Origin of the sequence: Paenibacillus sp. EKM10P (assembly GCF_011800655.1) — a bacterium.
Lineage (GTDB): Bacteria > Bacillota > Bacilli > Paenibacillales > Paenibacillaceae > Paenibacillus > Paenibacillus polymyxa.
This window is the reverse complement of record NZ_JAALET010000009.1, coordinates 148,688-169,785: the sequence shown is the minus strand read 5'-3', so window position 1 is coordinate 169,785 and position 21,098 is coordinate 148,688. Positions and strand designations below refer to the sequence as shown.

Below are 21,098 nucleotides of genomic sequence, written 5' to 3'. Positions count from 1 at the left end.
GTTTATGGTGTTTACTTTAGGCCATCGCCTTGTCCAGCAATTCTTCCATACGATTCGAGTACCTATGCTTTTGCATGGTTGTGTGCAGTGCGCGCCAGGCTATGCGTTCGCGTTCCCAGTCATGCTTGAGATAGTAGTCCAGCTTCACTTTCAATTCCTCTGCTCCCGAGAAGGTCTCAATGTCATAGCCTGGTTGGTAATAACGGCTCAGATCCTTTCGCACATCCGTCATTTGAAGCGTTCCGCAAGCAGAAATTTCGTATGTCCGAGGATTGATGGACTCCGCTGACAACTGGTGTGTATTCCGATTATCCAGTCCGGGGTCTGTCGGGCGGTGCATATTGATAACAATTTTGGAGCCGTTATAGTATTGAGCGGTCTCTTCCGGTTCCATAAAACCCGGACGGATAAAGCGTTCCAGCACATCCCGCCGGGTTAGCCGATCCCAGTGCCCACCTACGATCAGCACTCTTTTATCCGCCAAGAAGGGAGCAAGGTAGTCAAACAGCTTCACACGGTTCCAGAAGGCATTCCCAATGAAGCAAATATCATGCTGATGCTCACGCTCTACCCGACGTGGATAAAAGATACGGGCTGACACAGCAAGCGGCATATAGTGGACCCTCGTTACTCCTTGATCCCGATAAAACGGCAGACAAGAAATTTCATGCGTAAAAACGACATCGTAGGATTGACAGATCAACGCCGTATCCTCCGTAAAGTAGGGATCATCTACAAACCATATGGCCGTCCGAATGCCCATGGCTCGTATTTGTTGTACCTGTTCCAGATGATCCGCTGGAAAAACATGCAGCCCGTTCATGACCAATAAGAGGTCTGGACGGTGAGCCTCAGCGTCAGCCAGCATCGTGGCAGGAGTACCGATGGCGCACGAGCTGCATATTTGGCTCAATGCTTCTTGCACACCTGTGTCTATAGCTGCGAAACCTTGCGGAATATACAACACTTTCAACTGGCGAACAGCAGGTTGTATTGCCACGACCTGTGACAGAGCAGCCGTGCAACCGCCCATTCTGCGCCCTTCCCGATAGCCGCATCGGTGTGCTTCGCGTTCATTTCCGCTTCGTTGATCATTCACATCCTTCACCCTGTCCTGTTGTAGGATAAACTTCTGTCACTCCTAAACTATATGCACAGGGGTCAAACGCATCATGGACGACTGCCACTGCCCGGACAAAATTGGCGTTTGCCCGTCCAACTACCGAAACGCAAATAACCCCGAAGCTGCTAGGCTTCGGGGGGTTAACCGTAATAGATGATTTTCATAGTTTACTGTGCCTTGTAAGCGACCTGGTGGCCATCTTCATAACCTTTGGCAAAGCCTGAATTGAAACCCTCATTGTAAGCAGCATCATATCCCTGCTGGAATGCCTGCGGGTCATGCTCCAATACAACAGGAGCGGGCTGTGGGTTCTCCGCAGAAGGAGCTGCGGCTGGATTAGCTTGAGGTTTTTTCCGCCGCCGCAGAAGAGAACGTCTTCTACGCACTGAATGAAGCCCCCTTTTACGGCGTCTAAGAGCAAGCAGACGTCTTCTTCTCCGTTTTAATCTGCGAATGCTAGAACGCCGGGCATCTTTACGTCTTTTGCGGGCTTTGTCTCGAGTTGTGCGTTCCCACCTTGTACTCATTTTCATTCCTCCTTTGCTTTCTCGTCTGGGTTTCATTTTTTTGAACAGGCACATGGAGCCACGGCTTCGTCGGTTTCCCATATACCTGTCTTCTTAAAGGAATACCCGCCAACATTTTCGTGATTTCTCCCTGATAGTTGCTGAGTATACGGATGGTCTCTTCCAGACGGGGAGCCGACATATCCACATGGGGCGTCAAGTCCGCAAGACTGGTCAGCATCCGGGCAACGGCGTGCTGGCTGGCAGCAATAGACTCCATCATATCCAGCTTAATCTCACGTTCACGCCTCATGCTCATTAGTTCATATCCCCCGAGCCCATGCCTCCCATCATCCCTTCCATTCCGCCGCCCTGCTGCTCATCCTGGTCCAGCAATGCTTTGAGGTTGCTGCATAGTCCAGTCTGAAGCCGGGTTAATCCCTCCAGCATTTCCACCATCTGCTCGTGAACTTCCAAAGGCCGTCCCAACTGCTCTTCATCGGTGTCAAATGCGTGAGGCGCCAGATGATTCAGCGTCCAATTACGCATTTTTTCTGCTTCGACTGCCTTGGCCTCCAAAATCATAGACACATTCCGCTGCATCTTAGAGGCTGCGTCCAGCATGTGAATCATTGCTTTTTCCCTACTCATGTGTTCACTCCCTACCCTCGATTGTTACACTACTCCTCTTCCGAGTATGCCGTCTCCTTCACGACACGAACGAGCATTTCAGCCATTGCTTCCTGAAGGTCGGCAATACCGTTCAAATAGGCAACAATGCTTTTGTTTACTTGTCCCGAGCTATCCATAATGCCCGGAATTCCATCAAAACGCGGCTCCTCATCCGGCAGTTCATGTATGATCTGTGCCATGCGCACGACCACCTGCCGTTCCGCATCCAACAGCCTAGACATCTGCTGCTGCGAGTGCGAAATATGAATCAGCAAATCATCTAACTCGTTATGCATAAGCCCCTCCTTTATGTGTTCCGCCGTGCGGAACGCACGAAATACCTACGGGCTTTCCGCTACTACAGCGTATGCCGCAGCGAGTAGTCGGTTCCGCCTAAAAAAGCCTATTCGATCATCACAAATGCCCTCGCAACACCGGTGGAGCAATAATAGGCTGCTTCTCCGTCAATGCCGACAATTCTTCGGAGGACAAAAACTGAATTGGATAGTCCTCAGCCCGCCAGCTCATCACAGCGTAGAGGGTAAGGAACGGTCTTTTCCAGCCGTTGCCGATTTGGTACAGTTGCCCACCTTCAGCATACAGTAACTCAATCCATCGTTTGCGTTGAGCCGGGATATGAAGTGTGGGCAACATGGACATGTTCCCCAGCTCAGGAGCCACCAGCACGGGCAAGGGTTCCTCAGGCGCCACAGCTACAGGCGGGGCGTCAGCGCTGCCGGAGACCGTCGCCTCCGGCTCACCTACCAAGGGAAGCGCCAACAAATCAAGCTGAGACACTCTAACGAGACGCACATGTTTATCTCCCGCATCACTGGCTCCATGCAGCCGCCGTCTACTTCCCGGCTCTATCCGAAATACTGCCCCGGACGGTCCCTGAACAAGCGCTCCGACGGGATAAAAACTTGCTGCTGATAAGTGGGTTTCCTTACTTGATAATCCTCCTTGGCCGTGCGGCTCTGCTGATCCATATTCCGGGTCGTGGAACAGCTTATCCGCGTCCCCCCACTTTTGGACAAAAAAGGATCGGTTCCGGCTCCTTTCCTCCGTTGAACCGATGCTTCCGGTCGTTTGAGGAAAACCATAAACCGTATCCCGATCACTTTCTGCAAAATGGATAAACGCATCTCCGGCAATTGCCATACGTATCCCCAACAAGCGAGCACGCAGCAGCCAATCTGCATGGGCTTCCTCAATACTGTGGCAGCCTTCATCCCAATATCCCGTCTTTATCAAAGTGTCTCTGCGCAGTAGTAGACAAAATGACGCCAGGCTTTCAGTCTCTCGCCATGCATCCGGGTTGGGAATATTATGGGCCATGGCAAATGGACGCACTTCATTTTCATTCATATCAGGAACCTCAATCTGCTGTTCTCCGAATGGACCATTCGTTACAGGGCCGACAACTCCCATACGCGAATCGCTGTATAAACAGCCCATCAACCGGTCCAGCCAGCCAGGAGTCACCATCGAGTTTGGGTCCAGTACAACAATAGTTGTACCTTTGGCCATCATCAGTCCCTGATTCAGACTGCCGATCATCTGAACATCCTTTGTTAGCAGCGCATAGCGTACAGCGATGCTTTTACGGAGCAAATAGGTAGGTGTCCCGTCCGTCGAGCCGCAGTCCACTACAATAATTTCGTGAGGATGGCTCGTATTCTCCTCAATATGATGAATGCAAGCACGGAGCTGTTGAAGCTGATTGCAGGACACAATGATAATACTTACGCCTTCAAAAACCTTGCCGAACGAAGCCTGACCCAATTTCCTGCCTTGCTCCTGGCCCCTGTTATATCCTGACCAATAGCCCTTCCTTCCGAGCCGTTTGCTGTGTTTCCTTTGCGTACTCAGGCGTTTCATGCCGTTCACTCCTCCGGGTGGCATTATGCCTATACTATATGCCTGGCCCGGCTGGATGGTGTTTCATTGAAATCAAGGTAGAAGTCCCTTCATCTTCACTCCAGCTTCCTGAAGGGAATCGAAGGTTCCTGCGTCGCTCCAGTAGCGCCGTAAAATATCATATTCCAGCTTGCCTTCAGCAGCATAACAGTTATTAACATCGGTGATCTCAAGCTCACCACGGGCTGAAGGCGTTATTTCCCGGATCTTATCGAATACGGCAGTATCGTACATATAGATACCCGTAACGCAATATTTGGACTGGGGATGCTGCGGCTTCTCTTCAATCCGCGTAATGCTCTCCGGGCGCTCGGGATCAAACACGGGTACCCCGTAACGACGGGCATCTGCCACTTTTTTCAGCAAGACTCTGGCGCTCCCCGGTGGTTGTTGTTTGAAGCGTTCGATGACAGGTCCCAAGTCTTCCTTGAACAAATTATCACCTAGCAAAACAGTAAACTTCTCTTCTAACTGCATGTAGCTTCTTGCCAATTCGAGTGCTTCCGCAATGCCACCCGCTTTTTCTTGAATCCGGTATGTCAATTGGACACCATAATTACTGCCGCTGCCTAAAAAATCAGTGTACAGTCCGGCCGATTGTTTACCAATAATAATGAGCATATCGGTAATCCCCGCTTGTCGCAGCCTTTCAATACCATATACGATCATCGGATACTTGCCGACCGGAAGCAGATGCTTGTTGAGTAATGTAGTCAACGGATGAAGGCGCGACCCGGTTCCTCCTGCGAGAATAACCCCTTTCATATCTTCCTTCCTCCTTCGACAGCATGTTCAGTGCATGGGATTCCCGTTTCGATAAACACTCTGGGATCTACGCTCCATTTTTCTAAAAATAATCGATAATTCCGCTCGACCAGCTCTTCGAGCCAGGAAGATTCCGAGCGCGAAAAGCTCGCATTTCCCTGGTGATAGACAAAACAGTCATTGCACATTAGCAGCTTGTAGCCATGCACGCGTGCACGCAGACAATAGTCGTCATCCTCATAATGTCCGGGGCTGAACCGTTCATCCAGCAATCCGATCCGTTCCATCAGCTCACGACGGAATAACAGGCAAAACCCGACCAACCGCTTGACCTCTTGCCATCTGGAGGGATTACTTGCATTATTCTGCTCCGCATACCTCAGACAGCTGGCCATATCTCCTTCTATTCCGTGAATCTGCTGAATACCGCTGGCGTAATTCGTCACCGGTCCCACCAATCCCACTGTGCTTTCACTATGCAAAGCAGCCAACATATTCGATAGCCATCCCCGTGTAACCGTCACATCATTGTTTAAAATGACGAATTGATCACCCGAAGCCAGTCGGAGCCCCCTATTACAAGCTGCTGGAAAGCCCCTGTTTTCAGGAAGACGTATGCTGATTAGCCGCTCAGATGCGCAAAAATCATCCGTCCCGTCATTCGAAGCGTTGTCCACAACAATAATTTCATACGGTGCATCTATCGTATGTGTTCGAATCGCCTCGATACACGGCTTTAATAAATGCAGGCCATTATAAGTCGGAATAATGATGCTCGTCAGACTCATCGTGCATTCCTCCCTTTGGCAACGTCTACCCGTGTTGGAACAGGCCCTAACGGAGAATACCCGGCTACCTGAAACACGGCCGTCAGCGCCTCAGCATGATCGCCGATGATTAACTGCTCCATAGCGTTCCCTTTCCCGACATTGAAGGTCCGCTTGCGGTTTGTTTTAATCACATCGACAGCATGTACGGCTGCCACGATCATGCCATGCAGAATCGCCATCGCATGGGCCTTCGGCGGTACCGCAAGCACGGCTGGCCCAAGTTGATCCAGCACACGCCGTGATAATGCATGCGGTACAGCGGTCAATGAGCTTGCTCCAAGATCGGACCTGCGCAGTACGCGATTCAGAAACCCTTTACACCGTGTGACGCTGTCCTGCTGGGTATAAGGCGGCAAATGTCTGCCCAGATCATTAAGCGCCACATCCGTTCCCTGATCCACCGCTTGAAGAAAAGGCAGCAAATCAGACGCTGGGATCGGCAAATCTCCGTCCACGAACAGTATAATATCAGCCTGCGTCAGACGTGCGCCTACCGCACGGCCAACATCATGCCCCAGACGACCCGGTACGTCGACGAGAGTCGCGCCAGGATGACGTTTGGCTACGGCGGAGCGCGTACCATCCGTACAGCCGTTTAATACGACCACGATATCCGCAAGCGGAAGTTTTTCCAGCTCACCCAGTACCCGGTCAATCGTAGTCTCCTCATTACAGACGCTGACCACGGCTGCTGCGGTCCCCTGCAATACAATATCACTGGAGGCTTCACGTTCCTCAGTCAGATGGACTTCGGGCATTTCTTTTGCCCGAGGTGAGAGCTTTCTCACCCTGCGGCTATGCATCGAAGCCGTTGTTTCTCGTTTTCGCTGTACACGTCTTAGCCCCCAGCCCGGGTCTTCACGCTTTCTTCTGCGATACGCTCTAGTCACGTTTTCACCTCATCTCTGATCCGTTTGCGCTCCAAATCCGTATATCCCGCACGTGCTCCCAGACGTGATGTAAGCCAGGCAATGGCATCCAGGTGATCCTGGACAATTACACCTGCCAGCGGGTCCTTGCCGTTCTGTTTTTTACGTGTTGCGTTCATTCTACCGACAGCTATTCCATGTACAGTCACCACTCGCAACCCGGAGACGATGGACATCACTTGAAATAGCGGAGGTTTCTCCAAGGACTGTAGACCTATTTCCTTTAAAGCCTTTTGACTTATGGCGTGTGGAATGCCAGTCATAGAGGCTCCCCCTAAATCAGCACGATTCGACAAGATATTCAATACATGCTTTGCCTCAACTACAGGATGTATGGGCGTGCGATTCACAGGTCCATGGTAATCATTCAGCACCACATCCGCTCCTGCACTTACGGCCTGTATAAATGGCCGAAGTCTGACGCAGGGAATGACGATATCACCATCCAGAAAAAGCAGGATCTGTCCGGATGCCGCTTCCGCTCCAATACGACGGCCAACATCATGTCCGAGCGGTTCCGGGAAGGAAAGTACACGAGCCCCCGCCGCCGCAGCCACCTTCGCCGTTCTATCGTGTGATCCGTTCTCAACGACGATAACCTCTGTATGTGGATGGACATGGCGCGCTTCGCGAATCACAGCTCCGATTGTTCTTTGCTCATTCATGGCCGGAATAATGACAGATACGATAATCTTTCCCGCTGATGATGGTTCAGATGGCCGCGCTTCGCCGATTTGTGCCCCTCTCACCGTTTCGAGTACATCGCTCTTGTCAGAGACTATCGGCTTCTTATCCATGTTCGGCATTCGGTACGGCAGCCACATCTTAGAATGATAATAAGCCCTTGAATGCCGCCTCCGATTAATCTTGAATCCAGCTCTTCCACGCTTTTTCATGCTCCCGTCTCACCTCCCTTGCTGCTGTATAGATGAACAGCATGATTAGGACAGTTCAACATAACCTATGCGGTCCAAAAGCCGTGTGTAACGGCAAGCGTGGAGTCTTTTCGACACAGCAATTTTCGACTTTATTTTACAAAACTTATTATTCCTATTAAATAAATGAGTTTTTAGGGTCTAAAGAATCATTTTGGATAAATTTGTTACATAGATCTTCTCGTCCGTCATTCTCTGTGCTAATATCAGAGCCAGATGATGGGAGTTCGAAAAATCAACTTTTGTTTTTTTTGCATAAGGCAACTTTTTTCCATTATCCGCTTTTATTCCACTATCTTTTTATACGACAGGAAGGGAGGAGTTTGTTACCTTTTTAGGCTACTTGCTTCAAATGCAGTACCCTCTTTTCACGCACGCTTCATGAAAAACACTTCGGTATTTCTCTTCATGTTCCATTCTTCTATTCCAGACGACAACACGACCTACATAAATGGCGTAATGCCTTATTCAAAGCAGGATAATTCGTCCTGACATTAATCGAGGAGAGTGAATTTTTATGAAAAAAGTATGGTTTTCGCTTCTTGGAGGAGCTATGTTATTAGGGTCTGTGGCGTCTGGTGCATCTGCGGAGAGTTCCGTTTCGGGACCAGCACAGCTTACACCGACCTTCCACGCCGAGCAATGGAAAGCTCCTTCCTCGGTATCAGGGGACGACATTGTATGGAGCTATTTGAATCGACAAAAGAAATCGTTACTGGGGGTGGATAGCTCCAGTGTACGTGAACAATTCCGAATCGTTGATCGGACAAGCGACAAGTCCGGTGTGAGCCATTATCGACTGAAGCAGTATGTAAACGGGATTCCCGTATATGGAGCTGAGCAAACTATTCATGTGGGCAAATCTGGTGAAGTCACCTCTTACTTAGGAGCGGTGATTAATGAGGATCAGCAGGAAGAAGCTACGCAAGGTACAACTCCAAAAATCAGCGCTTCTGAAGCGGTTTACACCGCATATAAAGAAGCAGCTGCACGGATTGAAGCCCTCCCTACCTCCGACGATACTATTTCTAAAGACGCTGAGGAGCCAAGCAGTGTAAGTAAAGATACTTACGCCGAAGCATCTAACAACGACAAAACGCTTTCTGTTGATAAGGACGAGCTGAGTCTTGATAAGGCATCTGTCCTGAAAGATAGCAAAATTGAAGCAGTGGAGGCCGAAAAAAGTTCCATTGCCAAAATCGCTAATCTACAGCCTGAAGTAGATCCTAAAGCAGAACTCTACTACTACCCTAAAGGGGATGACCTGCTGCTAGTTTATGTGACAGAAGTTAATGTTTTAGAACCTGCCCCACTGCGTACCCGCTACATTATTGATGCCAATGACGGCAGCATCGTATTCCAGTATGACATCATTAATGAAGCGACAGGCACAGGTAAAGGTGTGCTTGGTGATTCCAAATCGTTCACTACTACCGCTTCCGGCAGTAGCTACCAGTTAAAAGATACCACACGCGGTAACGGTATCGTGACTTACACGGCCTCCAACCGCCAAAGCATCCCAGGCACCCTTTTGACAGATGCTGATAATGTATGGAATGATCCAGCCGGTGTGGATGCCCATGCGTATGCTGCCAAAACCTATGATTACTATAAATCCAAATTTGGACGCAACAGCATTGACGGACGTGGTCTGCAACTCCGTTCGACAGTCCATTACGGCAGCCGCTACAACAACGCTTTCTGGAACGGCTCCCAAATGACTTATGGAGATGGAGACGGTAGCACATTTATCGCCTTCAGCGGGGACCCCGATGTAGTAGGGCATGAACTTACACATGGTGTCACAGAATATACTTCGAATTTGGAATATTACGGAGAGTCCGGCGCATTGAATGAGGCTTTCTCGGACGTTATCGGTAATGACATTCAACGCAAAAACTGGCTTGTAGGCGATGATATTTATACGCCAAACATTGCAGGCGATGCTCTTCGCTCAATGTCCAATCCTACTCTGTACGATCAACCAGATCACTATTCCAACCTGTATAAAGGCAGCTCCGATAACGGCGGCGTTCATACAAACAGCGGTATTATCAATAAAGCCTACTACTTGTTGGCACAAGGCGGTACTTTCCATGGCGTTACTGTAAATGGAATTGGCCGCGATGCTGCGGTGCAAATTTATTATAGTGCCTTTACGAACTACCTGACTTCTTCTTCCGACTTCTCCAACGCACGTGCTGCTGTGATCCAAGCCGCAAAAGATCTGTACGGGGCGAACTCAGCAGAAGCAACTGCAGCTGCTAAGTCTTTTGACGCTGTAGGCGTAAACTAAATCATATACACGATCCTCCTCATTTTCTCGTCCATAGACCTTTGCCATTGTGCAACTGTCACTTGGCTCTGCCCATACCATGGACGAAAAATAGGGGTGCAGTGTACAAGTCTGCACCCCTTCCCCCCTATTTATGGCGCCCCCTCAAAGGGGCGTCCTTTTCTCTTATAAAAGTAATCCTGTATCTCTTGCTTTTTGCACAGCTTCTTCTCGATTGTTGACTCCCAGCTTGTCATAGAGAGTGGAGGCGTAATTTCTTACTGTCCCGTTGGATAGGTAAAGTTTCTCAGAAATTGTTTTATAACGGTTTCCTTGAGATAAAAGATTCAAAACCTCTAGTTCACGTTTCGTTAAGCCATACTCTTCTCCATCTGACCTCGGTCCGACTGACTCTTCATCATCATTTCCGTCCCACATTCTATGGAACAAATCTTGGTTAATTACCGTGCCTCCCCGATAGACGAGGCGAATCGTTTCAGCCAGTTCACGCGATTCTATGGATTTCAGCAAATAGCCGTCAGCGCCGCTTCGCATGATTTCCTTCGCCCTCTCTGTATCCTGAAACGTTGACAGGATGAGGACGCGAATGTCAGGCCATGTCTCCTTGATTATTTGGGTTGCTCGAATCCCATCCTGATTGGGCATCTCCAAATCCATTAATATTAAATCCGGATTCAGGCTTCTGCACAATTCCACAGCCTGTTCCCCATCTTCGGCCACCCCCACTACCTCTAGGTCCTCCTGTCCGTCCAAGATGGTATGGAGACTGTCTCGGATAAACGAATGATCATCGACGATACACAAGCGGATTCGTTCATCGGACAATTGTACCAGTCTGGGTAACACACATGAGATGAACGTCCCTTCGCCTTTTTCGGAGTATACAGTGACTCTCCCTTGCAACTGTGTCGCACGTTCTTTCATTGCAGTTAATCCGAAGCCATCCTTCCACTCCCCCACTCCGCGGCCATTATCCTGTACATCCAATCTCGTCTGTTGCGGCTCAAAATGCAGTGACACAATGATTTCGGTGGATTGTCCGTGGCGTACAGCATTAGTCAGCGATTCCTGCAAGCACCGATAAAGCGTCATTTTCGCTTGTTTGGAGACTATGTACTCTTCCCCTATTATTCGAGTGCGTACATTTACTTTTGCATGTTTCTGGAACTCCTCTGCTAATTGTTGCAAAGTAACAGTCAAGGGAAGCGATTCTTGTGGTGAATCTATTTGATGCAAATAGGCTCTCACTTCCTCCATACTGTTACGGGCCAATTGCAATAATGAGTCGATTTTCTGCTCTCCATCTTTTGTTCCTAATTCCGTACGCAATATTTCCAACCCCATAATGATCGAGGTATAGGAATGCCCCATCGTATCATGCAAATCTTTGGAAAGTCTATCGCGCTCCTCCAACAAAGTAATCTGCTCAATCTGAGATAGGTACTGTTCCAGCACAAGCTTCTGATTGCGAATAATTTCATTTTGGCGGTAATTAGAAACGAGTAAGTGAAAGGAAAATCCCATCGCAAAAGCCAGACCGATTTGTGGGATAATCGCCCATAGATCTGTTCCTGGGGAAAATATTGCAATGAGCAACGGAAACAAAACAATGGTGATCGAACCTGACCAACGGAATGATTTATGAGCACTATTTGCCGCGATCATGAAAGTTGGCATTAAAAATGCAAGATATGCCGCCGGAAATAATAAGGTTAAGTAGAAGCACACTCCGCCAAACAAAACCATCTCAGTAAGCAGATAGTAGCGATAACTGAACATTAAACAAATCCAAGGTACTGAAAATGAGACGACTTCCCAAAGAATGATGATCCAAAGGGGCACAGTTAAATGGTCTTGGTGTTGGATCGTAGTTATCATCAATGAGAACCAGATGACAAAACGTATACAAAGCAATAACCAGTCATACCAGAGCCATTGTTTCCAAGCTGTAAACAAATTATCACTCCTTAATAGCTTTGAACATAGAGCGCGTGTACATTCCAACGATTTGAACTAGGCTCTTTCCAATGCGGGTATTGATCCAGACGAGAATACACCCAGCGATCATGACACTTATAGCCTTTTCCCATGAATCTACAGCAAATCCCCATAAGTATATATCAAGATGTTGAAAAAGTATCGGTGTAACGATAATTACGAGCGGAGCTATGTACAATATAACGGCACATATAAGGCTAATCACCCCAATAAAAAATTTCTGCATAAGCCAAAAAACAGCCCTCCAATTGCTACTATTAAGAATGGCTTCTCCCGCTTTCATCCATTTATCCCTTCCACTGTTTGTCCTTGTCGGAATTGGCTCTATCGATATATCCGTATAAACCTTCGTCTGGATGCGTTCATATTGGACAAACATGTGAGTTGTTCGCAACACACACGCCAACAAGGGAATGCCCACGAAGATAACCGTCATCGCCAACGCAAATGTAATGCTGACCAAATAGAAGCAAAAATAAAACAGTCCCGATCCGAAGGTAAACAACAAAAAGTAGAAATCTTGCAACCTTTTGCGAGCTGATTCTTTCGTCATTTGATTCTCTCCTACTCTTTCTTTTCTTTGCTAATACGTTATGAATTGCCCTTCGAATCTAACTTGTTATCTGTCACATACGGTAGTGTCAAAGTGTCATATTTGTAGGTCATGACTATAAAACAAGCTGTACTAAGCTCTTTTTTATGTCATGCATTAGCTCCTTTACCTTCCCTCCAAAGAATTTATTGCTGCCTCAAGAAGCAAGCGCCTTGCTCGATTTAGCTTTTGGCTATTATGCTCTGCCGATTAAAAAGAAGTAAAAAAACGCCATTCTTTCCTTATAATCATAGGAAAGAATGGCGTTTTTTCATTCCTGTTTCAGTGTCTGAGGTTGTTCTAACATTACCATAAACAAAAGCTGTGTATATTTATTATCTATGATGTCCCCATCGCAATCCAGAGAATCCATCCCTCACATATCTGACCCGGTTGTCTGCGTTCCACTGTAAGCACTGCCGAATCCCTCTGTCGTTGTGTGACGGACACTATCACTCCCGGTACGCTCGCATTGGCGGTGATTGCATATTGCGTGTCTATAAAAGGCTTATCAAACACAACGTTCACTTTGCTTGTAACTTCTTGTGCAGAAAGATAAAAAGAAGTGCTGCCAAATTGAGGTAAAGTCACTTCACTGTCAGTAGTCCCGTCATCGGTCACTGAGCCATCATGAATGGCATTCCGACCTAATTCTTTTTCAGTCTGAGAAGCTAGATGGTTTTCTTGCTCTAGCAAGCGTATTCGCTGCTTTGGACGCTGTCTCCCTTCCGCAATGTGAATACTGGTTATGGAACAATCCAATAACGAATCTTGCTTGGTCTGACCTTCCGTCTTCATAGATGCCATGTCGTGTTCCGTTCCGCATTCGGTATCTGAGTCAGGCACAGACAACAGCAGCACAGATGCTCGATTCATCTGCATCGCTTCCTCTAGCGTTTTGGGAAGCTTATGCTTTTTCCATGCCGCTTCCTCTACAGCTTGAAGCGAGGTATTCTTCTCTACGGGGACAGGTATACTTGCCGTTCCACGCTGAGTGGGTCTGTGACTGCCAGCGCCAGCAGGCGAAACCGTTTTCTCCTTGTTTACACGGGGAGAGGGGACAGTATTGGAATGGTTACGCCGTGCTATTTTTTTATCCTTAGGGCTATGGTTCGTGCGATGGTTCATGATGACCGCTCCTTTGACACAGGAGTGAAACAGCGGTCGCTCCGCTGCATTCACCCAGGTGGGAATCATGGCCTAATGCCTATGCGATAGCCTATGCACGTAACCACGACCACGTCACTCAATTGCACAGTCTGTTACAATTTGAGCCCAGCGTTCTGCAGAGTGCTGCCATAAAAATTGGCTCCGCACCTCCCCCAGCCCGGCTTCTCCCATCCGTTGCCGTAAGTCAGGCTGCTGGAGCAACCTGATGATGGCGTCGGCCATTTCCTGCTCGCCGTGTGACGGATAAACCAACCAGCCTGTCTTGCCGTGTTGTATAACCTCCGGAATACCACCGATTCGTGAGGCTACCACAGGCACGCCTGCCGCCATGGCTTCCAGATTGACCAGCCCGAAGGCTTCAGCTTCTACTGAAGGAACAACCGCCACATCGGCTAACTGATATAACGAGGCCAATGCCGGATGCGGCACATAACCCAGGAAGTGCACATGCCTCGCCAACCTTAGTTTACGTATCTGCCGATGCAATGCTGCGGTGTATGGCGTGAGGCGGTCGTGACCGTAATAGGCACTCCCTGCTATAAGCAGCAGCACGTCCGGACAGGTATGGACGATACGCCGCAAGGCCTTTAACAAGCGATGAACTCCCTTCCCCGGCACCAGTCTGCCTGCATATAACACGATTCGGCGGCCTGACCAGCCGAAGTCTTCCAATCGAGCTGACCTGATCGCTTCTGCTGCAGGAGTCCACCGTGGTAGGAAATCGCCAGGATGAATACCCAGCTTGTTGATGACGATGCGCTCTCTGACCGCATCGGGACTGTCAGAAGCCACAACAGCCCCTAAATACGCACTGTTCACAATAATACGATCCAGCGGCAACAGCAGCCTACCCATGTCCTTCCGTTTGAGGTGAGGCTCCCGGATGAACGTGGTGGAATGCAAAGTCAGCACAATTTTGCTATTGGGCAAAGCCTCGCGAATGGCATAAGCAACTGCGGGGCGGTTGTGTACATCTATAACCGCAGGTAACCATCTTTTCAAATCAGCAATTACCTCGGGGATATAACCCGCTCCCCGCGTATAGCGCATACAAGGAATTCCGTCAACATCGCCGTGATCCGGTGTTTCTGCCCCTCTTATGCCATAGATCTGTGCCTGAAGCTTATGGCTAGCCAGTGGTACCATACGAGCAATTACCCTCTCCACTGAACTGCTGCGGGACGAAGGTATAACAAAAGAGCCCGGTGTAATGACTGCTACCTTCAGCCTCTGCATCACCTCACCTACTTTCCTTACCTTATTCCTTCACCCTTCAACACTCATCTTGTATCATATCGTCTCTTGCTCTGAAAGGTGCTTGGCTTATGACTTTGGGCATATCGCAAGGCTAGCGTCCATGCCTGGCCGATCTTTGATACATATGATGGACTAGAATCACAATATGGTCAGTTGGATTGACGATAAGGAGGGCGGACATACTCATGTTGCATGTCGGCGTCATGCTCAACCCGGCAACTTACCGGGGCATTCCCGTCATGAGGACGCGATATGAATCTATCGCCAATTACGAGGAGGCCGGGTTAAGCTACGAGCTAATCCCCTGCTTTCTTCGTCTGGAAGATATTCATATATCGACCGGAACATGCCGGGCTTTTGTTAAAAACGGCAACGAGTATCGGCAGATGACTCTTCCGTTGCCGCCAGTCATCCACAATCGCACTCTCTATCGGCAAAATGAAAATGCCCGCGATATCAACAGGCTGGTACACAAGGGATTCTATATTTTTAATGAACAAAACCGTTTCGGCAAAGACCATATACATGCAATTCTACAGGAAGACCCTCTGCTACATTCCCACCTGCCCAAAACATTGCAAGGCGATCCTTCTTCCATCCGCACCTTGATGGAGCAAACCGGGGATGTTGTAATTAAGCCCAGTAGCGGCAGCGTGGGTAGAGGAATTATGCGGCTGAGGCATTCCAGCGGAAGCTGGACATTGCAATGTGCTCATCCAACGATACCTGGGCGTTGGTCCACACTACGGTTGAATGTCGGAGAACTCCCTTTATTTCTGCATAAGCGACTGATGCGTGTGCCTCATATCATTCAGGAAACCATTCCGCTTGCTTTATGCGACAATCGTCCATTTGATATCCGTGTGACAGTTCAGCGCGGATATGGCGGAATCTGGGGCGTGACAGGCATGTTTGCCAAAATTGCTCCATCCCACACTTTCGTCTCTAATGTAGCCCAGGGCGGCACGGCCCGTTCCCTACCAGAGGTGTTATCACGAACAGAGACGGTGCAGACCTCAAACATAGCCCGGCTGATGAATGAGCTAGAGAGACTCTCATTGCAAATCGTCCACCGATTGGCACAACACCTACCCCGTCTCGCTGATGTCGGACTGGATCTGGGAATTACCCATGAAGGCAAGATTATTTTTATCGAATGCAACGGTCGTGATCAGCGCTATGGCTTTAGCCAGGCAGGCATGAGTAATGTCTGGAAAGAAACATATGCTCAGCCGATGGCTTACGCTCGTTGGCTTCTCGAACGAATGTCTTCGTCAGGCATCGAACGTTCACCTGGCCGTCCCCTGTATTGATTTACGTCACATTCTGTGTCAATATAGTTCAGAGCGGCCGGACAGGTTCCGGCCAAGACGGCTCGGAAATGAACAAGGGGGATCTGTAATGGCAAAACAGTGGCTGCGGCTTATGACGGAGCTATCATCGCGCAAGTGGGTGTGCCGGATTGTGGGCTCCTTCGCGCAAAGCGGTGCAAGCCGACTTTTTATCCCCACCTTTATACGTACGTACCAGATCCAGACGCATGAGGCGGAACAGGATTGGAAAGAATACCGCTCCCTGAACGCCTATTTTACACGCACATTAAAAGCGGGCATGCGCCCGATTGATACGAACGCCGAGGTGATGACCAGTCCGGTGGATGCACGGATTACGTTTACCGGCCCAATTACGTCTGGTACTCTTTTGAATGTCAAGGGGCAAGACTATACGCTGGAAGAGCTTCTTAACCGCTCTCCGCGTCTTGAGAAGTACACACACGGCTATGCTTTTGTGCTCTATCTCAGCCCGGCAGAATACCATCGCATTCATGCACCGGTATCCGGTACACTGGTAGAAAAGGAACATCTGCGTGGCAAAGTATACCCAGTGAATGACTTTGGCTTGCAGCATATGAGAGGAGTTCTTAGCCGCAATGAACGACAGATTACGTACATGGCCCACGAATATGGTGAGGTGGCAGTTGTCAAGGTTGGCGCAATGAATGTGAGCAGCATCAAATATACCGATGAACAAGCGACTTCCTGGACAAAAGGTGACGATCTCGCCTATTTCGAATTTGGCTCAACCGTCGTTTTGCTGACTGAAAACGGCACATTTGAGCCAGACCCCGCATTGAAGCTGGGGGATGTGGTGAAAATGGGACAACGTCTTGGTAGCTTTCGACACGATCCTAAAGCATAAATAAAGGATTGTAACAAAAAAATAGCTGCACATTTGAGCATGGGGATCGAATGATTCAAATGGCTCATACGAAAAAGGACCCAGCGTAACTGCTTCGGTCCTTTTTGATTTATCCTTTATATTCGTCATGCGCTAATAGCTTATCGAATCTCAGACGGACTTTTTCCTGTATACTGCTTGAATTGGCGGCTGAAAAAAAAGATGTCGCGGTACCCCAAAGCCTCCGCCACCTCAGTTACATTCATTCCGGCATGTAGCAACAGATGCTGCGCGCGCTCAATCCGCATGCTGATAATATGGGATTGCACGGAAACACCTAGCAGCTCCTTGAATTTTATCGAAAAATAACGCGGTGACAGCCCTGCACGTGCTGCCAAATCCTCGACTCGATGAGGAAGTCCCGGATGCTGGCGCACGTAGTTGGCCGTTTCTCGAATGACCTCGGTGAGCTGGTTACTGGCCTGTTGCTCCTGCGGTTCCTTCCGATCTGCACGCAGCAGATGAATCATCAGTTGCTTCAGGATCAGCCGGCCCTCCTCATCAGCCCCATAGGCACGCTCCAGACGCAGACGGACATATCTGGCAAGCATATGCTCCACCTCGAACGTTTCTTCCAGCATGCGGTAGCTGGCTGGAATTTGCTTGGGTTGTTCGGTGAGATCAAAATGAATATAAGTAAGTATGAGCGGCTTTTGCGGATTATGTGTGGCACGGGTATCGTCTCCCGGCTTGAACAAAAAACAACTGCCCTTGCTCACCGGATAGGCTTCCCCATTTAATACAACCGTTCCTTCTCCACTCCATACATAAAATAAATCATAGTTTGGCATCGGCTTCTCGCGTACCTGCCATTTCCAGCCCGGCTCGCACACAATTTTGGCAAAGGCCGGCAGCAGGATAAACGATGACGCAGATGTATCCAGCAAAATCTGTACCTCCTTTGGTTCATCTCTGGTTGTCCTGTTATCCCGTTATTTTATAATATAAGCGCAGCGCCACGATTAAGCAAAAAATACGCTCTTATGGCCCCTAATGCTTGTGCGTGACGCTTACCGTGTGTAATGCTATAATATGTAATCAAAATGACTTGGAAGGATGAAACGGGAATGAATCCACTGGCAGCGCAGTTAAATCAAAACATTCAGACAGGCAACGAGCATGTATATCAAATGCTTTCTCTTTTAGGTAAAGAGATTTATTTTCCAAAAGAAGGGATTTTGAGTCAATCCGCCGAGGCAGGGAAACTTGCCAAAAAGTATAATGCTACGATCGGGATTGCTACTGAAGGCAATGGTCCTATGCATTTGGAGGTTATTCAGGAGAAGCTGTCCGCTTACAGTCCCAAGGATTTGTATCCTTACGCTCCCCCTGCGGGCAAGCCTGAACTTCGTAGCGTATGGCGTGACAAAATGCTGAAAGAAAATCCTTCGCTGGCTGGAAAAGGCTACGGCCTTCCTGTAGTTACGAACGCGCTGACCCACGGTTTGAGCATCGTTGCCGACCTGTTTACGGATGAAGGAGATGCTGTCATTTATCCAGATAAAAACTGGGAGAACTATGAACTAACTTTCGGTATTCGCCGTCATGGACGTTTGGTGAATTTCCCGTTGTTCACAGAGGATCACCGTTTTAATAGTGAGGGACTACGCGAGTCGCTACTGGCGCAGAAAGAATACGGTAAAGCGATCGTTGTACTGAACTTCCCAAACAACCCGACAGGCTATACACCGGGCCTTGAAGAAGGTAAAGCAATTGTCGCTGCCATTCAGGAAGCGGCGGAAGCAGGCATCAATGTCGTAGTTGTGACAGATGACGCTTATTTTGGCCTGTTCTTCGAGGACTCTCTGCATGAATCACTATTCGGTCAGCTAGCCGGGCTTCATCCGAGAATTTTACCAGTCAAAATTGACGGAGCTACCAAAGAAGAATTCGTTTGGGGCTTCCGTGTCGGATTTATTACCTTTGCTTCGGAGCATCAGGATGTACTGAGCGCACTGGAACAAAAAACACTAGGGATTATCCGGGCAACGATTTCGAGCGGTCCTCACCCATCTCAAACCTTCGTACTGGATGCTCTCAAATCACCAGAATTTGAACAACAGAAGAATGAAAAGTTCCAAATTATGAAGGGGCGGGCTAATAAAGTCAAAGCGTTGCTCGATAGCGGAAAATACGGGGATGTATGGAGCTACTATCCTTTCAATTCAGGCTATTTTATGTGTCTCAAGCTGAACGGCTTGTCTGCTGAACGACTGCGCACACATTTGTTGGAACAATATGGGGTAGGCACGATTGCACTGGGTGAATACGATCTTCGTATCGCGTTCTCATGTATCGAAGAGGAGTATCTGGAAGACCTATATGACATTGTGTATCGTGGTGCACAAGATTTGTTGAACGCCTAATCTGTCTGTATCAGGTTAAATATATAGCATAACTAGCGGTATGCCAGATATTAGGGCATACCGCTTTTTGGGTCGGCTGACTATTGTCCATCATACGTCCGCACAATTATCCTTCCGCAGCGAGCAGAGGTTCCTGTGCCAGTGGCAGCAGGATGACGACCTCCGTTCCCACTCCGGGCTCACTTTCATAGCGTATACTCCCGTTCATGGCTTCAATAATTCGAAAGGAAACGACCGTTCCCAGTCCTGTTCCTACCTCTTTGGTTGAAAAAAACAAAGTACCCACTCGTTCGAGATGCTCCTGGCTCATGCCTTTTCCAGTATCCCTGATACTCAGACATGCCTGCTCTTCCTGTATCGCCAGCTTTATGTAAACCCTGCCTCCATCTTCCGCAGCTTCAATCGCATTTTTCGTCACATGTATTAACGCCTGTAACAGCTGGTTACGATCTGTATGTACATAAATTTCATTCTTTAGCTCTGTATACAGCCTTACGCCTTGCTTGGTCGCCATTGGCTTCAGAAGCAAAACGATCTGTTGAACCATGCCAGACAGATCCATTCGTTCTGTGTTCCCAATCTGCGGTCTGGATAAATTCAGATAATCGCTAATAATTCTTTCAGCCCGATCCACCTCTGCCAGTGCCAAAGCAACATATCTGCGATTTTTCCCTTCTAATCCTGACTGAACCATTTGCAGGAACCCTTTTACAACGGTTAAAGGATTCCGTACTTCATGGGCCATAGAGGCTGCCAGTTCACCCAACGTATTCAGACGCTCGGCATATTTAATTTTTCTTCTCATTTCTTCTCGCTCCAAACTAAACTCCATCCAGAAAGAAGAAGCTCCAATACTTAGGAATTGAATCACACCGAACCAGAGTATTGAACGGATCAGCTCCATCTCATCCTCATCCAGTCTGCCATTGATCCAAGAATGTATTAAAAGAAAAATCAGCATGACCCCAGTAATCCATATACTCATTACCATATTCATGCCCACTCGAAGCAACATGCTTTTGAGCTGCATAAATTTGTTTCTTACCAAGAGAGGTCCCAAATAACACAACATCATGCTCGGAAGCCCCACCACCATAGACTCAGGGCCTACATACATGCGAGCCATTACCATTAGCGTCACATTCATTAGACCTGCCGTAGGACCAAAATATAAAACAGAGAGAATCAAAGGAACATACCGAAGATCCCAATATAATCCGTACCAAATGTACGAAAACATAAGGCAAAGCACCGAAGAAACACCCAGCACCCCTCCCATAAGCAGCAGGGTATGCTTCCTATGCCGATGATCCGACAAAGCGCTATATACGAGTAACGGTACAAACACAAGAAATATGTTCACGAGCAGCTTATCTACCAGCATCTCGTCTTTCCCACTTTCCAAGTGATAATGATTACATACTTCTTCTATTCTCGATAATACGTACCTTTTCCTCTCTCATCTCCTGCATCTGATGAAAAATATAGGGCGATTCGGCAA

General features: G+C 48.4%; 20 protein-coding genes. 4 read left to right on the top strand and 16 right to left on the bottom strand.

Translation table 11 applies throughout. The features are described from left to right. Positions 1 to 16: 16 nt before the first annotated feature. The 10 genes from HFE01_RS19530 to HFE01_RS19485 all read right to left on the bottom strand — a co-directional run bounded on the left by HFE01_RS19530 (position 17) and on the right by HFE01_RS19485 (position 7,641). On the bottom strand, positions 17 to 1,108 hold the full coding sequence (locus tag HFE01_RS19530; RefSeq protein WP_019688496.1) for a CgeB family protein: 1,092 nt from the start codon (positions 1,106 to 1,108) through the stop codon (positions 17 to 19). A gap of 182 nt (positions 1,109 to 1,290) precedes the next feature. Beyond that, positions 1,291 to 1,650, bottom strand: coding sequence for a FliH/SctL family protein (locus HFE01_RS19525; RefSeq protein ID WP_049789276.1), 360 nt, complete (start codon positions 1,648 to 1,650; stop codon positions 1,291 to 1,293). Then, positions 1,598 to 1,948, bottom strand: a complete 351-nt coding sequence (locus HFE01_RS19520) for a hypothetical protein (protein ID WP_107734684.1) — start codon at positions 1,946 to 1,948, stop codon at positions 1,598 to 1,600. Before HFE01_RS19520 ends, HFE01_RS19525 begins: the two co-directional genes overlap by 53 nt. Continuing rightward, the gene (locus tag HFE01_RS19515) at positions 1,948 to 2,280 is read right to left on the bottom strand and encodes an alpha-helical endospore appendage domain-containing protein (RefSeq protein WP_044787308.1); all 333 of its coding nucleotides are present in this window, start codon (positions 2,278 to 2,280) and stop codon (positions 1,948 to 1,950) included. The genes HFE01_RS19520 and HFE01_RS19515 overlap by 1 nt, the downstream gene beginning before the upstream one ends. A gap of 29 nt (positions 2,281 to 2,309) precedes the next feature. Further along, positions 2,310 to 2,597, bottom strand: a complete 288-nt coding sequence (locus HFE01_RS19510) for a nucleoside-diphosphate sugar epimerase (protein WP_107734686.1) — start codon at positions 2,595 to 2,597, stop codon at positions 2,310 to 2,312. A gap of 118 nt (positions 2,598 to 2,715) precedes the next feature. Continuing rightward, entirely contained in the window at positions 2,716 to 4,182 is a 1,467-nt protein-coding gene (locus HFE01_RS19505; protein WP_107734687.1) for a glycosyltransferase family 2 protein, read from the bottom strand. A gap of 72 nt (positions 4,183 to 4,254) precedes the next feature. Further along, positions 4,255 to 4,986 carry a sugar phosphate nucleotidyltransferase gene (locus tag HFE01_RS19500; protein WP_107734689.1) on the bottom strand — a complete coding sequence of 244 codons (732 nt, stop codon included), beginning with the start codon at positions 4,984 to 4,986 and terminating at the stop codon, positions 4,255 to 4,257. Continuing rightward, the gene (locus HFE01_RS19495) at positions 4,983 to 5,774 is read right to left on the bottom strand and encodes a glycosyltransferase family 2 protein (RefSeq protein ID WP_107734691.1); all 792 of its coding nucleotides are present in this window, start codon (positions 5,772 to 5,774) and stop codon (positions 4,983 to 4,985) included. The genes HFE01_RS19500 and HFE01_RS19495 overlap by 4 nt, the downstream gene beginning before the upstream one ends. Beyond that, entirely contained in the window at positions 5,771 to 6,706 is a 936-nt protein-coding gene (locus HFE01_RS19490; RefSeq protein WP_107734693.1) for a glycosyltransferase family 2 protein, read from the bottom strand. Before HFE01_RS19490 ends, HFE01_RS19495 begins: the two co-directional genes overlap by 4 nt. Beyond that, complete coding sequence (locus HFE01_RS19485; RefSeq protein WP_107734695.1) at positions 6,703 to 7,641, bottom strand: glycosyltransferase family 2 protein; 939 nt, start codon at positions 7,639 to 7,641, stop codon at positions 6,703 to 6,705. Before HFE01_RS19485 ends, HFE01_RS19490 begins: the two co-directional genes overlap by 4 nt. A 556-nt stretch (positions 7,642 to 8,197) precedes the next feature. On the opposite strand from HFE01_RS19485, the gene HFE01_RS19480 reads away from it, so the two are divergent. Further along, the gene (locus HFE01_RS19480; RefSeq protein ID WP_167438355.1) at positions 8,198 to 9,976 is read left to right on the top strand and encodes a M4 family metallopeptidase; all 1,779 of its coding nucleotides are present in this window, start codon (positions 8,198 to 8,200) and stop codon (positions 9,974 to 9,976) included. Between the two features lie 165 nt (positions 9,977 to 10,141). Here the strand turns inward: HFE01_RS19480 and HFE01_RS19475 are convergent, their stop codons facing one another. The 4 genes from HFE01_RS19475 to HFE01_RS19460 all read right to left on the bottom strand — a co-directional run bounded on the left by HFE01_RS19475 (position 10,142) and on the right by HFE01_RS19460 (position 14,972). Next, entirely contained in the window at positions 10,142 to 11,755 is a 1,614-nt protein-coding gene (locus HFE01_RS19475) for a helix-turn-helix transcriptional regulator (protein WP_243208224.1), read from the bottom strand. Positions 11,756 to 11,936: 181 nt separating this feature from the next. Next, positions 11,937 to 12,527, bottom strand: a complete 591-nt coding sequence (locus HFE01_RS19470; protein WP_107734701.1) for a sensor domain-containing protein — start codon at positions 12,525 to 12,527, stop codon at positions 11,937 to 11,939. Between the two features lie 378 nt (positions 12,528 to 12,905). Continuing rightward, a complete protein-coding gene (locus HFE01_RS19465; RefSeq protein WP_243208223.1) occupies positions 12,906 to 13,694 on the bottom strand; it encodes a WIAG-tail domain in 789 nt (262 codons plus the stop codon). 114 nt (positions 13,695 to 13,808) lie between these two features. Beyond that, on the bottom strand, positions 13,809 to 14,972 hold the full coding sequence (locus HFE01_RS19460; RefSeq protein ID WP_016820058.1) for a glycosyltransferase family 4 protein: 1,164 nt from the start codon (positions 14,970 to 14,972) through the stop codon (positions 13,809 to 13,811). 206 nt (positions 14,973 to 15,178) lie between these two features. Here HFE01_RS19460 and HFE01_RS19455 point away from each other — a divergent pair, with 206 nt between their 5' ends. Continuing rightward, positions 15,179 to 16,306, top strand: coding sequence for a YheC/YheD family endospore coat-associated protein (locus HFE01_RS19455; protein WP_107734705.1), 1,128 nt, complete (start codon positions 15,179 to 15,181; stop codon positions 16,304 to 16,306). Between the two features lie 88 nt (positions 16,307 to 16,394). Continuing rightward, positions 16,395 to 17,192, top strand: a complete 798-nt coding sequence (gene asd, locus HFE01_RS19450) for an archaetidylserine decarboxylase (protein ID WP_019688505.1) — start codon at positions 16,395 to 16,397, stop codon at positions 17,190 to 17,192. Between the two features lie 140 nt (positions 17,193 to 17,332). On the opposite strand, the gene HFE01_RS19445 is transcribed toward asd, so the two are convergent. After that, the gene (locus HFE01_RS19445; protein ID WP_016820055.1) at positions 17,333 to 18,118 is read right to left on the bottom strand and encodes a helix-turn-helix domain-containing protein; all 786 of its coding nucleotides are present in this window, start codon (positions 18,116 to 18,118) and stop codon (positions 17,333 to 17,335) included. Between the two features lie 180 nt (positions 18,119 to 18,298). Here HFE01_RS19445 and HFE01_RS19440 point away from each other — a divergent pair, with 180 nt between their 5' ends. Further along, the gene (locus HFE01_RS19440) at positions 18,299 to 19,597 is read left to right on the top strand and encodes an aminotransferase class I/II-fold pyridoxal phosphate-dependent enzyme (protein ID WP_167438354.1); all 1,299 of its coding nucleotides are present in this window, start codon (positions 18,299 to 18,301) and stop codon (positions 19,595 to 19,597) included. Between the two features lie 106 nt (positions 19,598 to 19,703). Here the strand turns inward: HFE01_RS19440 and HFE01_RS19435 are convergent, their stop codons facing one another. Next, positions 19,704 to 20,981, bottom strand: coding sequence for an ATP-binding protein (locus HFE01_RS19435; RefSeq protein WP_167438353.1), 1,278 nt, complete (start codon positions 20,979 to 20,981; stop codon positions 19,704 to 19,706). Between the last annotated feature and the right edge of the window lie 117 nt (positions 20,982 to 21,098).